The 13,096-nt window shown below is 71.5% G+C and carries 12 protein-coding genes; 5 read left to right on the top strand and 7 right to left on the bottom strand.

The window, feature by feature from the left end:
• Nucleotides 1-16 precede the first annotated feature (16 nt).
• From AB0I81_RS33565 to AB0I81_RS33550, 4 genes are all read left to right on the top strand, one after another.
• Nucleotides 17-1,885, top strand: a complete 1,869-nt coding sequence (locus AB0I81_RS33565; RefSeq protein ID WP_360664843.1) for a hypothetical protein — start codon at nt 17-19, stop codon at nt 1,883-1,885.
• Nucleotides 1,886-1,900: 15 nt separating this feature from the next.
• Complete coding sequence (locus AB0I81_RS33560) at nt 1,901-2,923, top strand: LacI family DNA-binding transcriptional regulator (protein WP_360664840.1); 1,023 nt, start codon at nt 1,901-1,903, stop codon at nt 2,921-2,923.
• Nucleotides 2,924-2,991: 68 nt separating this feature from the next.
• Nucleotides 2,992-4,746, top strand: a complete 1,755-nt coding sequence (locus AB0I81_RS33555; protein WP_360664837.1) for an ABC transporter ATP-binding protein — start codon at nt 2,992-2,994, stop codon at nt 4,744-4,746.
• Nucleotides 4,743-6,443, top strand: coding sequence for an ABC transporter ATP-binding protein (locus tag AB0I81_RS33550; RefSeq protein WP_360664834.1), 1,701 nt, complete (start codon nt 4,743-4,745; stop codon nt 6,441-6,443). The genes AB0I81_RS33555 and AB0I81_RS33550 overlap by 4 nt, the downstream gene beginning before the upstream one ends.
• Before the next feature lie 27 nt (nt 6,444-6,470).
• Here the strand turns inward: AB0I81_RS33550 and AB0I81_RS33545 are convergent, their stop codons facing one another.
• Entirely contained in the window at nt 6,471-7,142 is a 672-nt protein-coding gene (locus tag AB0I81_RS33545) for a TetR family transcriptional regulator (RefSeq protein WP_360664831.1), read from the bottom strand.
• Between the two features lie 382 nt (nt 7,143-7,524).
• On the opposite strand from AB0I81_RS33545, the gene AB0I81_RS33540 reads away from it, so the two are divergent.
• Nucleotides 7,525-8,058, top strand: coding sequence for a hypothetical protein (locus tag AB0I81_RS33540; RefSeq protein WP_360664828.1), 534 nt, complete (start codon nt 7,525-7,527; stop codon nt 8,056-8,058).
• Here the strand turns inward: AB0I81_RS33540 and AB0I81_RS33535 are convergent.
• The 6 genes from AB0I81_RS33535 to AB0I81_RS33510 form a co-directional block, all read right to left on the bottom strand.
• A complete protein-coding gene (locus tag AB0I81_RS33535; protein ID WP_360664825.1) occupies nt 8,036-8,314 on the bottom strand; it encodes a hypothetical protein in 279 nt (92 codons plus the stop codon). The genes AB0I81_RS33540 and AB0I81_RS33535 overlap by 23 nt on opposite strands.
• 237 nt (nt 8,315-8,551) lie before the next feature.
• The gene (locus tag AB0I81_RS33530) at nt 8,552-9,028 is read right to left on the bottom strand and encodes a dihydrofolate reductase (protein WP_360664822.1); all 477 of its coding nucleotides are present in this window, start codon (nt 9,026-9,028) and stop codon (nt 8,552-8,554) included.
• Nucleotides 9,025-9,822: a thymidylate synthase gene (locus tag AB0I81_RS33525; protein ID WP_360664819.1), complete on the bottom strand. Its 798-nt coding sequence runs from the start codon at nt 9,820-9,822 to the stop codon at nt 9,025-9,027. Before AB0I81_RS33525 ends, AB0I81_RS33530 begins: the two co-directional genes overlap by 4 nt.
• Before the next feature lie 54 nt (nt 9,823-9,876).
• Nucleotides 9,877-10,245, bottom strand: a complete 369-nt coding sequence (locus AB0I81_RS33520) for a hypothetical protein (RefSeq protein ID WP_360665404.1) — start codon at nt 10,243-10,245, stop codon at nt 9,877-9,879.
• Nucleotides 10,246-10,292: 47 nt separating this feature from the next.
• A complete protein-coding gene (locus tag AB0I81_RS33515) occupies nt 10,293-11,438 on the bottom strand; it encodes a PQQ-dependent sugar dehydrogenase (protein ID WP_360664816.1) in 1,146 nt (381 codons plus the stop codon).
• A 213-nt stretch (nt 11,439-11,651) separates the two neighbouring features.
• Complete coding sequence (locus AB0I81_RS33510) at nt 11,652-12,965, bottom strand: jacalin-like lectin (protein WP_360664813.1); 1,314 nt, start codon at nt 12,963-12,965, stop codon at nt 11,652-11,654.
• Nucleotides 12,966-13,096 lie beyond the last annotated feature (131 nt).

Here is a 13,096-nt window from a genome sequence, read left to right as displayed (position 1 = left end):
CCGCGGAGGATTTCCCATGAGACGGTCCATCCCCTACGTCGCGGCCTCCATCACCCTGCTGACCTTGGCAGCGACACAGACACCGGCACAGGCGTCCGGCGCCGGCTCGGGACGGGCGGAGACCGTCATCGAGGTGAGCGACACGCCGATCGCCGGCGAGGTGCCGCGTGAGATCATCGGGGCGAACCACCGCTGGCCGGACAAGGGCTTCGGGATGTGGGACGACGCCACCGGCGAGCCGGTGCCCCGCATGGTCGATCTCGCCAAGCAGACCGGGGTCGGCCTCATCCGCTATCCGGGCGGGACGGTCGCCAACCTCTTCGACTGGAAGAAGTCCATCGGCCCGCAGGCCGGCCGTGGTTGCCAGGTCGGCGGCGGCTTCGTCGGCGGAGCCGAGCCGATGGACAGCGTCTACGGCCCCGACGAGAACGAGCGTTTCGTCGACCGGATCGGCGCCGAAACCATGATCATGACGAACGCGACCACCCAGACGGTCGCGGACGCGGCGGACTTCGTGGAGTATCTCAACGCCCCGGTCGGGTCGAACCCCAACGGCGGCAAGGACTGGGCGAAGGTACGCGCCGCCAACGGGCACGCGGAGCCGTACGGCATCAAGGTCTGGGAGCTCGGCAACGAGCTCTACCTCGGCAACCAGCGCTACTGGCGCGCGGAGAACCTCGACACCCGGCTGCGGCAGTACGTCCTGGGCGGCACGCAACGGCAGCTCGCCCAGCCGGTCGGCAAGGCGTGCGACCACCGCGACTCGGCATCGGTCAGCAGCGGCGCGGCGGGCCAGAGGTTCCAGGTCTGGTATCCGCCGGTCGTCCCCGGCAGTCAGAAGGTACGGGTGGGCGGCGCGGATTGGCGCGCGGTCGCCGACCTGGGCAAGGCGGGTCCCGGCGACGCCGTCTACAGCATCAACGCCAAGACCGGCGAGATCCGCTTCGGCGACGGCAAGCACGGCCGGATCCCCGCGAAGGGCCAGAAGATCACGGCCGACTACGGTTCGGGACCGCATCCGGGCTTCGTCGACTACTACAAGGCGATGAAGAAGGCCGACCCGTCGATCGACATCTGCTCGGCCTGGGAGACCACGAAGTTCGTCGAGCTGATGGGCGCGGACAAGCCGTACGACTGCGTGGGGGTGCACCTGTACGCCCGGCCGGACGTCACGGGCGCGCCCGAGCAGGTCCACGACGGCCAGATGCCGCTCGCCGAGAAGGTGGTCCGCGACGAGCTCGACGAGCTGACGGCCGCCATCGACCGCTTCCGGCCGGGCCAGGACCGGCCCTACCTGGAGGTCAGCGAGTACGGCCAGATCAAGAAGCCCGACAGCGGCCCGGCTCCGCAGGGCTGGGCGGGGTCGGTCTCCACGACGCTGATCCACGCGGACCTGCTGGCCGGAATGATCGAGCACGGCACGCCGCTCGGCATCTCCTCCAACCTGAACGCCGGGTCCACCACGCCGGGTGAGCTGTTCGGCGGCGCGCCGGACTTCGTCGACACCGCGCGGGCCCGGATGCTGAAGCTGGCCGGCGAGCTCGTCGGGACCAGGCCGGTGCGCAACGAGGTCGTGAACAACCCCGCCGGCGACGGCGACTTCAAGGCGCTGCGCGTGCTCACCACCCGGGGCTCCGACGGCGCCGTACGGCTGCTCGTGCTCAACCGGGACCGCGACACCCCGGTGACGGCGAACGTCGCGCTGCCGGGAAGCGGCGAGGTCGAGGTGCACACTTTGAACGGCGCCGGGATCGCCAGCTTCAACACCAAGGACGACCCCGACGCCGTGAAGACGACGACCACGACCGCGCCGAGGACCGGCACCGGCGTCGAGCACACGTTCCCGGCGCACTCGATCACGCTGATCGAGGCGCCCGCCCCGTGACGAGGAGTTGGCGAGATGGGTGCGACGATCAAGGATGTCGCGAAGCTGGCCGGCGTCTCCATCAAGACGGTGTCCAACGTGCTCAACGGCTATCCCTACCTGACGCCCGCGACCAAGGCCAAGGTGCAGGAAGCCGTCGCCGAGCTGGACTACCGGCCGAACATCGCCGCGCGCAACCTCCGGCGCGGGCGTACCGGGATCATCGCGCTCGCGCTGCCGAACATGAGCACCCCGTACTTCGCCGAACTCGCGGAACGCATCGTCAGGGAGGCCGAGAAGCGTGACCTCACGGTCCTGATCGACTGTACGGCGGGCGACCTCGAACGCGAGAAGCTGGTGGCGGAGGGCTTTCGCAACAACCTCATCGACGGAGTGATCCTCCAGCACTGGTCGTTGTCCGAGCGCTACCTGCGCAGCCGCCCGGACAAGCCGCCGCTCGTGCTGCTGGGCGAGGGTCCGGTGCGATCCGCCGACAACGTGGCGATCGACAGCCGGCAGGCGGCCAGGACCGCGGTCACGCACCTGCTCGACCTCGGCCGCCGCCGGATCGGCGTGCTGGGCGCGCGGGGCGGCCGGCGGCGGCCCGGTCAGCCGCAGGCGGCCGGGCGGCGGCACGAGGGGTACGCCGAGGCGCTCGACGCCTACGGCATCCCGTTCGATCCCGCGCTGGTCGTCGCCCCGCCGGGCGCGCACGGCCCGGAGGACGTCGCCACGGGTGTGGACGAGCTGCTCGCCAAGTCTCCGGACATCGACGCGATCTTCTGCCTCAACGACCGGGTGGCGCTCGGCGCCATCCGGGCCTTGATCACCCGGGGCGTGCGGGTGCCGTCGGACGTCGCGGTGGCGGGCATCGACGACATCGAAGCGGCCCGGCTCACGACGCCGTCCCTCACCACCGTCGCGCCCGACAAGGCGGGGATCGCCAGGATCGCGGTCGAAATGCTCGCCGAGCGGATCGCGGGCACCGACCGGCCGGCGCGCCGGGTCACGGCCGACGCCCAGCTGATCGTCCGGGAAAGCACGCTCGGCTCCTCATAAGCGGCGCACCTCTGTTTCGTACGCGTACGATTAGAAACGTACGCGTACGAAACGAGGGTGTGAATGCGATGAAATCTGCTGCAGCCACGCTGCTGCGCCCACACGCGGGGTCTTTCGCGGGCGTCATGATCCTCCAGGTCATCGGCGCGGTCGCGGGCCTGGCGCCGCTGCTGGCGGTCGTCGAGCTGGGCCGCGCCCTGTTGTCGCCCGGCCCGCCCGACCAAGGCCACGTGTGGACGGTCGTCGCCGCGGGCGCGGCCGGCCTGCTGGTCCGGCTGGTGTTCACGGCCGCGTCCGCCGGCATCGGGCACGTCGTGGACGGACAGGTGCAGCTCACGTTCCGCCGGCAACTGGCGGCGCAGCTCGGGCGCGTGCCGATCGGCTGGCTCTCCGGGCGCAGGACCGGCGAGCTGGCCAAGGTGGTGGGACAGGACGTGAGCGCCGTTCACCCGTTCATCGCCCACGCCCCCGGCGAGCTCGTCTCCGCGTTCGTGGTGCCGCTGGTGTCGCTGGTCTACCTGTTCACCATCGATTGGCGGCTCACGCTGATCACGCTGATCCCGGTGGTGCTGGCCATCGCGCTGGTCCCGCTGCTGATGTTGCCCGCCAGGTCGCGCGAGCAGGAGGAGTTCGACGCCGCCATGGGACGGATCGCCGGCTCCGTCGTCGAGTTCGTGCAGGGCATCGCGGTGGTCAAGGCGTTCGGCGGGCACGAGCGCGCCCACCGCAGATTCCTGCGGGCCGCGGACGACTTCGTCGCCACCTTCAACCGGTGGGTGCGCGGCATGTCGCCGGTCGCCGCCGGGATGCAACTGGCGCTGTCGCCGCCGTTCGTGCTGCTGGTCGTGCTGATCGGCGGCACGGCCCTGATCACCTCCGGCGGCCTGGCGCCCGCCGACCTGCTGCCCTTCCTACTGCTCGGGCTGGGCCTGACCGCCCCCGTGGCGGCACTCGGCCACGGCTTCGACGACCTTCAGGCCGCCGGCCGCGCGGTCGGCCGGATCAAGGAGGTGCTCGCCGCACCGCCGCTGCCCGAGCCCGCGCGGCCGGTCGCGCCGCGGGGGCACCGGGTGGAGCTGCGGAACGTGCGCTTCGGGTACGAGGACGGCCGCGAGATCCTGCGCGGCATCGACCTGGTGCTCGAACCGGGGACGGTCACCGCGATCGTCGGCCCGTCGGGCAGCGGGAAGTCCACGCTGGTCCAGCTCCTGCCACGGTTCTTCGACCCGGACTCGGGGTCGGTGCTCCTCGGCGGCGTCGACCTGCGCGACCTCGGGAGCCGCGAGCTCTGCCGTACGGTCTCCTTCGTCTTCCAGGACGTCCGCCTGCTGCGCGCGTCGGTCACGGAGAACATCGCGCTGGCGGTGCCGAGCGCCGACCGCGCGGCCGTGGCCCGCGCCGCCGGACTGGCCGGCATCCACGACCGCATCCTCGAACTTCCGAACGGGTACGAGACCGTGCTCGGCGAGGAGGTCCGGCTGTCGGGCGGCGAGGCGCAGCGGATCTCGATCGCCCGCGCCCTGCTGGCCGACGCGCCCGTGCTGGTGCTCGACGAGGCGACCGCCTTCGCCGACCCCCAGAGCGAGCAGGCGGTACGCCGGGCACTGGCGACGCTGGGCGGCGAGCGCACCATCCTGGTCATCGCGCACCGCCTGGAGACGATCGCCGACGCCGACACCGTCGTGGTGCTGGAGAACGGCGAGATCGTCGAGCGCGGCAGGCCGGCCGAACTGCTGGAGCGGGACGGCGAATTCGCCGCCTTCTGGCGCTCCCACGAGATCAGGACCCACGCCGGCGCGCTGCGAGGAGAAGAGTCCCGATGATCCGCATGTTGCTGCGCGTGCTCGGCCACGAGTACGCCCCCGCCCTGCGCCGCACCGTCACCCTCATGACCGTCACCGCGATCGTCGAGGGCCTGTCCTACGCGCTGCTGGTCCCGGTGCTGCGGGGCCTGCTCGGGGACACGCCCTCCGAGGCCGTGCCCTGGCTGGCCGGCTTCGGCGCCGCGGTCGCGGTCTACGCCGGGCTGCGCTACCTCAGCGACCTGTCCGGCATGCGCATCGGGACCACGATGTTGCGCGGCATGTACCACCGGCTCGGCGAACATCTGGCCAGGCTGCCCATCGGCTGGTACGGCGCCGGCCGGGTCGGTGAGGTGTCCGTGCTGGCCGGCCGCGGCCTGCTGGAGGCGATGAGCATCATGGCGCACCTGCTGGCGCCGTTCGTCTCCGCCCTGGTGACCCCGCTGACGATCGTCGCCGTGATGCTGCTGTTCGACTGGCGGCTCGGGCTGGCCGCGCTGATCGCCGCGCCCGTCGTGGCGCTGATCCAGTCCAGGACGGCCCGCTCGATGGCCGCCACCGACGCCGGACGGCACGAGCGCGACAAGGAGGCCACCGGGCGGGTCATCGAGTTCCTGCAGGCCCAGCCGGTGCTGCGGGCCGGCGGGCGGACGGGGGAGCGCTTCACGCTGCTGGACGACTCGCTGCGGGAGGTCGAGCGCGGCTCCCGCCGTACGGTGCTGGCGATGTTGCCCGGCGCGGTGGGCCTGACGCTCACCGTCCAGGCGACCTTCACCGGGGTCCTGGTCCTCGCCGCCCACCTCGCCCTCGGCGGGGACATCGGCGCGGCGGAGGTCCTGGCCATCCTGGTGCTCGCCGCCCGCTGCGCCGACCCGCTGCTGTCGTTGTCGGACCTGAGAGGCAAGCTCCGCGGCGCGCGCTCCGAGCTGGACCGGCTCGACCGGGTGCTGCGCACCGAGCCGCTGCCGGAGCCCGCCCACCCGGTCCGGCCGGTACGCCACGACCTGGAGCTCGCGTCCGTCACCTTCCGGCACGGCGGCCGTACGGTGTTCGACGAGGTGTCGCTGTCGGTGCCCGAGGGGCGGCGGCTCGCCGTCGTCGGGCCGTCGGGCGCGGGCAAGAGCACCCTGCTGCACCTGCTCGCGCGCTTCTACGACGTGGACGCGGGCGTGGTGCGCATGGGCGGGACGGACGTGCGCGACGTCGACACCGAGGTGCTGATGTCGCGGATCGCCATCGTCTTCCAGGACGTCTACCTCTTCGACGGCACGATCGAGGAGAACGTACGGCTCGGCCGCCCCGACGCCGGCGACGCCGAAGTACGGGCGGCGGCCACCGCCGCGCGGCTGGACGAGGTCGTCGAACGCCTGCCCGGCGGCTGGTCGGCCGGCGTCGGCGAGGGCGGCGCGCTGCTGTCGGGCGGCGAGCGTCAGCGGGTCTCGATCGCCCGTGCCCTGCTGAAGGACGCGCCCGTCGTGCTGCTCGACGAGGTCACCTCCGCGCTGGACCCGGTGAACGAGGCGGCCGTCCACGAGGGCATCGAGCGGCTGATGGCGGGCCGTACCGTGGTGATGGTGGCGCACCGGATGCGGACCGTCCAGCGGGCCGACCGCGTCGTCTTCCTGGACGGCGGCCGGATCGTCGAGGAGGGCGGCCACGAGGAGTTGCTGAGCCGGCGCGGCCGCTACGCCGAGTTCTGGAACATCTCCTGCGGATGAACGGCTACCCCGCCCGGCCGTCCGCCGTCACGCGGGCGCCGGGCGCAGCAGCCCGTCGATGATCGCCGTCAGTGCCTGCCGGTGCGTGTCGCGGGCGTTGATCTCGGCCCAGTCGCCGGCGAGCGCCGTGAGCCGGGGGTGCGTCCCGCTCCGCAGGCCGGCCACCACCTCGTCCTGGTGGATCGGCGCGGAGCCGCGGCTGCGGCGGCGCCCGCCGTTCACGCGGATGATCAGGTCGCCGACGATGTAGTACCAGATCGTGCGGTAGATGTAGAAGGCGTGCTCGGGCGGATGGCCGTACTCCACGGCGGCGTCGACCATCTCCTCGACGAACCACAGGGCCGAAGGGGCGATGAGGTCGTCACTGGTCAGCACCTCGATGATCCACAGCCGCTCGGCCAGCAGCTCGTACAACATGATCGCCACCGCGATCAGCCGCTCGCGCGGATCTTCCGGGAACTCGGGGCGGGGTATGCGCCGGGCCTGCTCCTCCATCAGGAGCAGCAGCAACTCGTCCTTGTCGCGCACGTGGTAGTACAGCGCCATGGGCGCGCTGTCCAGCTCGCTCGCCAGCCGCCGCATCGAGAGCTTCTCCGAACCCTCCGACCGCAGAATGCGCTCCGCGGCGGCGATGATCGCCTCCAGGGACAGGCGGGTCCGCCGCCCGGCGCCCTTCGGCCGGGAACCTTCAGCGGGCATCTGCCCTCCACGACGCAGGAGTTTCCACGGTCGATCAACGATAGGACAGCTCAAGCCTCCTCTTCGACGCCCCCGGCGGCGACCATTCGACGGCCACCCAGAGCCAGTTGTCGCCGAGCACCAGGCCCGCGACCACCCCCGCAAGCAGCAGACCTACTGCTCCAAGCCTGATAAAGCGCCATAAACCATCCGGAAGCACGGGACGCGATCTTAGCGCCTCGCCGGGGCGGCGACGGTCGAAGGAATGCCGGCAGCGAGCGTTCCTCGGCCATGTGGTGGCCGCTGCCGGTCACCTGGCCGGCCGCGCGGTGGCACTCCAAGACCTTTGCGGTATAAATGTTGCGCTTTACCCCTAGATCGCAAACTTATGGAATGAGCGCCGATGCTGACCGAGTTTGTGCGTGATCAGCTCTTCACGACGGCATGGTTCGGGTTGATGGCCTTCGTGTGGTTCGGCTGGGCGCAGGAGGACCCGCCCCGGCACTGGCGGATCTGGCTGGGCGCGGGGTCGGGGCTGGGCGTCGTGCTGGCCGTGGCCTTCGGGGTGCTGACCGCCATGAACTGGGACCAGCCGACCGCGCTGGAGGGCAGGTACGCCTGGTTCGGGGTCCTGGTCGCGGCCGAGGTCGTCGTCGCGGGGGCCGGATGCCTGGTGCTGGCCAGGCGCGGCGCGTCCGGGTGGATGGCGTGGTGGGTGGCGGTGGTCGTGGCGGCGCACTTCCTGCCGCTGGCGCTGCTGCTGAACGACCTCGGAGTGGCGGTCGTCGGCGTCGTCCAGCTGGTCGTGCTCGCGCTGGTGGTGCCGCGTCTGCGCGGCACCCGTGCACCGAGCAGCCGGACAGCAGGGCCGATCATGGGAGCGACCCTGCTGCTGAGCGCCGCGATCAGTGCGGTCATCGCGGTCCCGGGGCTCTGAGAGCCGACCCGGTGACGGGACGATACGTGATCCATACGCGGGCGTTGCGCTCCGGCCCGCCCGCCGGTGCTCCCTGGCGGCGAACTCGTTGAGGGTGTTGCGGCAGGTGGACGGTGGCGGGGCCGAGGTCGAGCTCCGGGTGGTCGGCCCCGGCCCCGCCGATGAGCTGCTGCGCGGCGGTGATGCGGTGCTGGACTTCGAGGATGCCGCGCAGGTAGCCGTCGGCGACGTTCAGCGCGTCGCGGATGAGGGGCATGACCACGTGCCGGGCGCGGGAGCCGGTGTTGATGGCGGTGGGTGAGGGCCATGCTTGGGCCAGTTGCCGGCCATGCCCAGGATGCTGGATCCGCCGCCCACGTGAAGCCCTTTTGACATTGTCGCGAGTCCCTGATCAGCGCTTTCGCGGGGAGATGCGACACTGATTCCTGCTCCTGCGCCGGTCCTGACGCGACACGACCGGCGGGTCACGGTGCCGCGCGGGACCGGATGCCGTTCAGGCGCCGGACGGCACCCGGTCCCAGGTCAGGAACCGGTAGTGCAGCCCGGTCGAGGACTCCTGCCACTCCCCGACGGAGTCCGGCGGGCGTCCCACGTCCGGCGCGTGCGTGTCACCGTCGAAGGATTCCCGGAGCTCGGTGACCACGATCCGGTCGGCGAGGGGCAGTGCCGCCCGGTACACGGCCGCGCCGCCGATCACCCACACGTCCGTGGACGCCGCGGCGAGTGCCCGCGGCAGGTCGGGGAACGTTGTCACGCCCTCCTGCGGCGTACGCGACAACACCAGATTGTGTCTGCCCGGCAGCGGCCGGAAGCGCGGCGGCAGCGACTCCCACGTGCGGCGGCCCATGAGCACGGTCGCGCCCGCGGTCAGGGAGCGGAAGTGCTTGAGATCCTCCGGCAGGTGCCACGGCAGCGTGCCGTCGCGGCCGATGACGCCGTTCGCCGACTGCGCCCAGACCAGCCCGATCACACCGCCACCGGCGCCTTGATGCCGGGGTGCGGGTCGTAGCCGTCGAGTTCGATGTGCTCGTAGGCGTAGTCGAACAGGCTGTCCGCCGGCTTCAGGGTCAGCTGGGGGAACGGCCGCGCCTCGCGGGCGAGCTGCGTGCGGACCTGGTCCTCGTGGTTGGCGTAGATGTGACAGTCGCCTCCGGTCCAGACGAAGTCGCCGACGCCGAGACCCACCTGCTGGGCGATCATGTGCGTCAGCAGGGCGTAGCTCGCGATGTTGAACGGCACGCCGAGGAACAGGTCCGCGCTTCGCTGGTACAGCTGGCACGACAGCCTGCCGTCGGCGACGTAGAACTGGAAGAACGCGTGGCAGGGCGGCAGCGCCATCCTCGGGATGTCGGCGACGTTCCACGCGGACACAATGATCCGCCGGGAGTCGGGATTCTCCCGCAGCGTGCGCAGCACCTCGCTGATCTGGTCGACATGACCGCCGTCCGGGGTCGGCCACGACCGCCACTGCACGCCGTAGACCGGGCCGAGGTCGCCGTCCGGCGCCGCCCACTCGTCCCAGATCGTGACGCCGTGATCCCGGAGCCACGTGACGTTCGAGTCGCCGCGCAGGAACCACAGCAGTTCGTAGGCGATCGAGCGGAAGTGCACCTTCTTCGTCGTGATCAGCGGGAAGCCGTCGGACAGCCGGTAGCGCAGCTGGTGACCGAAAATCGAACGAGTCCCCGTGCCGGTGCGGTCCTCCTTACGGGCGCCATTGTCGAGTACGTGGTGGAGCAGGTCTTCGTACTGCGTGTCCGGCATGCACGCAAGCTTAACCAAGGGGCCGGGGACACTCTGCCACCCCGGCACCCGGACTCAGGCGGGGGCCGTCAGGAGCCAGCGCCAGCGGGGCAGCTCGAAGCCGACGACCACGAGGGCGAGCGCCGTGACGGCCACGGTAGCGGGCACGGGCCAGGCGACCCACGCGGCGGCGACGGCGGCCACCAGTTGCAACAGGACGAGCGCGATCGTGACCGGCCCCGGCACCGCGACGATCGTCCGGGCCTTGTCTCCGGGGGTGGAGAACACCGTCGGCAGGCCGATCAGGACGATCACCGCCAGGACCGCCAGCGGCACCGAGTACGGTGCCAGCGCCCAGGGCGTCGCCACCCAGGCGACCAGTTCGGCCAGGAAGCGTAATGCGGAGCCGGCCCTGCTGTCGGGCGCCTGTCCGCCGGGGCTCATTGTCACGGGGGCAACTTACACCGTGGGCTGCGGAGCCGCGGTGGGGGTCAGCGGGGCTGGAAGCGCAGGATGCGGTCGTCGCCGTCGCGGAGGTCGCCGCGGCCGTCGGTGTTGGAGGTGGTGACCCACAGGGCGCCATCCGGTGCGACCTGCACGGTGCGCAGCCGGCCGTATCGCCCGGCGAGTAGTGCGGCCGGTTCGCCCACCGTGTCCCCGTCGAGGGGCAGACTCCAGAGCCGTTCGCCGCGCAGCGCCGCGACGTAGGCGGTGGTGCCCGCGATCGCGATCCCGGACGGGGACGCCTCACGGACGGGCCAGGTGACGAGGGGGTTGGTGTAGCGCCCGCCGGAGGTGTCGCCTTCGCCTTCGACGTCGGGCCAGCCGTAGTTGCGTCCCGGCCGGATGAGGTTGACCTCGTCGAGGTCGTTCTGGCCGAACTCGGTGGCGAACAGGCGATCTTCGTCGTCCCAGGCCAGGCCCTGGACGTTGCGGTGGCCGAGGCTGTAGACCGCGGAGCCCGGCGTGGGGTTGCCGGGCGCCGGCTCGCCGTCGGGGGTCAGCCGCAGGATCTTGCCGTTGGGGCTGTCCGGGTCCTGTGAGCTGGTGGTGTCGCCGGCGTCGCCGGTGCCGGCGTAGAGCATGCCGTCAGGGCCGAAGGCGATGCGGCCGCCGTTGTGGAAGCCCGCCTTGGCGATGCCGTCGAAGACCACCTCCGGGTCGCCGCCGTCGAGCCGGAACCGGATGATGCGGTTGTCGTCGGCGGCGGTGAGGTAGGCGTAGACGAGGTTGTCGTTGGCGAAGCCGGGAGAGGCGGCGAGGCCGAGCAGCCCGCCTTCGCCACCCGCGGCGACGCCGGGTACGTCGGCGACCTGGCGGGGCTGGCCGCCCGGCGTCAGCCGCAGGATCCGGCCGGAGTCGCGTTCGGCGATCAGCGCGTCGCCGCCGGGCAGGAAGGTCAGCCCCCACGGCACGTCGATGCCGCGGGCCAGTTCCTCCACAGCGCCCAGCCCGGAGGCGGTCGCGGTGGGGGAGCCAGCGGGAGAGCCGGCGGGGGAGTCGGTCGCGGTGCTGGTCACCGGGGGAGCGGGTGTCGCGCCGGTGGTGGTGGCATCGTCGTTGCCGGCGCACGCGGCGACACCTGTGCCCAGCATGAGCGCCACTACCGAGCGGGTCCACAGTGTCGTCGCGCGCATTCGTCTCCATCTTCCGATCAGCGGCGGATCATGCCGTACGGACATCAATCCATCACAGCGGCGCGAAAAGAGGTGTAAAGGATCAGCGGCCGCCCCCGACGGAAGCTGCCTTCACAGCAGGGCCTCGACGGTGATCGGCAGGGTACGGACGCGGCGGCCGGTGGCGTGGAAGACGGCGTTCGCGATGGCCGGCGGCGGTGACCGTCGGCAGGGTCAGCGCTCGGTGTAGACCACGCCCACCTTGTCCAGTTCCGTCCCTGAGCGGCCGTGGAAGCCCGCGATCTGCCGGCCGGCCGGGGCGCTGAAGGTGGTGCAGTCGGAGGTGGTGGTGCCGCCCGCGAGCGTACGGCCGAGGTTGGTGGTGAAACGCGCGTAGAAGATCCGCGTCTGACCGTTCCTGGCGCCCCGGCACAGGTGCAGGGACGTGGCGTACTCGTCGGCGCCCAGCGCCAGCGTCCCGGCCGTGCCTCCGGTGCCGCCGTGCGCCAGGATGGTGCCGTTGCGCAGGGTGAGGCCGATGCGGTCGACGCGGGAGCCGGCGTTGAGCGACAGCGTGGCCGCCTGGGCGCGCGTGGGCACGACGTCGGTGAAGTACGTCCCGTGCGGGCCGCCGAACTGCTCGCTGAGCTGGAACGACGGGTTGAGCGTCCAGGAGAGCGAGGCGGAGATCGGGTAGTGGTCGGACAGCGGCTCGCCGGCCGTGTCCCGGAAGGCGGCGTGGTCGTTGGCGTAGCCGGTGGCGGTCAGCGTCACGTAGGAGCCGCCCCGGTAGAGGATCTTGTCGACCACTTCGCACGCGTTGCTGACCGTCGCGTCGTCGCAGGCCAGATCGGGTGAGCCGGCCGCCGGCGGGGTGCCGCCGCGGACCCGCTGGACCCACACGTCGGTGAGGCCGTTCTGCGCGAGCAGGTCGCGGATGTTGTCGCCGGCACGGGTGTAGCGGGTGTTGGTGTCGCCGTAGACGATCACCGGGTGCCCGGCCGAGTGCGTCTGGATGAACGACGACAACTGCAGCAGGTTGGCGCGCCGCGCGGCCAGGTCGCCGCTCCCGGTCCCGGCGTCGGCGTGCAGGTTGTACAGGTGCGCGTAGACGCCCGTGGCCAGCCGTACGCGCATGAACGTGAACCCCTTGGGGGTCAGGCAGTCGCCCGAGCCGATGAAGCAGTCGTCCCAGGTGACCCGCTCGAAGTCGTCCGCGTCGTACGGCAGGTCGGACAGCGTGTTGAGCCCGCTGCCGAACGGCACGCCGCCGCTGGTCGGCGTCCTGTGCGGGTGGCCGTCGGCGGCGTACAGCGCGGCGTGGTAGTTGAAGTCCTCCTGGACCTGCACGATGTCGTACGGCCCCAGCCGCGCGCCGATGAGCGGCGTGTTGACGGCCGGGTTGCTTCCGGAGAGCGGTTCCGGCAGGCCGGCGATGTTGTAGGCCAGCGCAGAGAAGGAGCCGGAAGCGGCGGCGGCGTGGGCGGGGAGTGGGAGAGCGATCCCCGCGAGCAGGACGAGCAGCGCGGATAAGCGAGCGATCCTCATGCCAGCGACGGTAAATAGCGAAGGTTAAGCCGTAAAGTCGCGTTGTTCATGAGGAGTTCTTGTGTCCGAGCCGCCGCGGACGCCTCCGGCCCGGTGATCGGCCGCGGAGGAGGTGAACGGTGGTCACCTCC

Origin of the sequence: Nonomuraea sp. NPDC050404 (assembly GCF_040655495.1) — a bacterium.
Taxonomy (GTDB): Bacteria; Actinomycetota; Actinomycetes; order Streptosporangiales; family Streptosporangiaceae; genus Nonomuraea.
The sequence above is the reverse complement of the archived record's forward strand: the minus strand, read 5'-3'. Positions and strand labels throughout refer to the sequence as shown.

Excerpts from the sequence above, each read along its gene's own strand:
- AB0I81_RS33565 (WP_360664843.1), top strand. The coding sequence starts at position 17 with ATGAGACGGTCCATCCCCTACGTCGCGGCCTCCATCACCCTGCTGACC.
- AB0I81_RS33540 (WP_360664828.1), top strand. The coding sequence starts at position 7,525 with ATGCTGACCGAGTTTGTGCGTGATCAGCTCTTCACGACGGCATGGTTC.
- AB0I81_RS33545 (WP_360664831.1), bottom strand. The coding sequence starts at position 7,142 with ATGCCCGCTGAAGGTTCCCGGCCGAAGGGCGCCGGGCGGCGGACCCGC.
- AB0I81_RS33520 (WP_360665404.1), bottom strand. The coding sequence starts at position 10,245 with ATGAGCCCCGGCGGACAGGCGCCCGACAGCAGGGCCGGCTCCGCATTA.
- AB0I81_RS33555 (WP_360664837.1), top strand. The coding sequence starts at position 2,992 with ATGAAATCTGCTGCAGCCACGCTGCTGCGCCCACACGCGGGGTCTTTC.
- AB0I81_RS33515 (WP_360664816.1), bottom strand. The coding sequence starts at position 11,438 with ATGCGCGCGACGACACTGTGGACCCGCTCGGTAGTGGCGCTCATGCTG.
- AB0I81_RS33560 (WP_360664840.1), top strand. The coding sequence starts at position 1,901 with ATGGGTGCGACGATCAAGGATGTCGCGAAGCTGGCCGGCGTCTCCATC.
- AB0I81_RS33535 (WP_360664825.1), bottom strand. The coding sequence starts at position 8,314 with ATGCCCCTCATCCGCGACGCGCTGAACGTCGCCGACGGCTACCTGCGC.
- AB0I81_RS33525 (WP_360664819.1), bottom strand. The coding sequence starts at position 9,822 with ATGCCGGACACGCAGTACGAAGACCTGCTCCACCACGTACTCGACAAT.
- AB0I81_RS33550 (WP_360664834.1), top strand. The coding sequence starts at position 4,743 with ATGATCCGCATGTTGCTGCGCGTGCTCGGCCACGAGTACGCCCCCGCC.
- AB0I81_RS33510 (WP_360664813.1), bottom strand. The coding sequence starts at position 12,965 with ATGAGGATCGCTCGCTTATCCGCGCTGCTCGTCCTGCTCGCGGGGATC.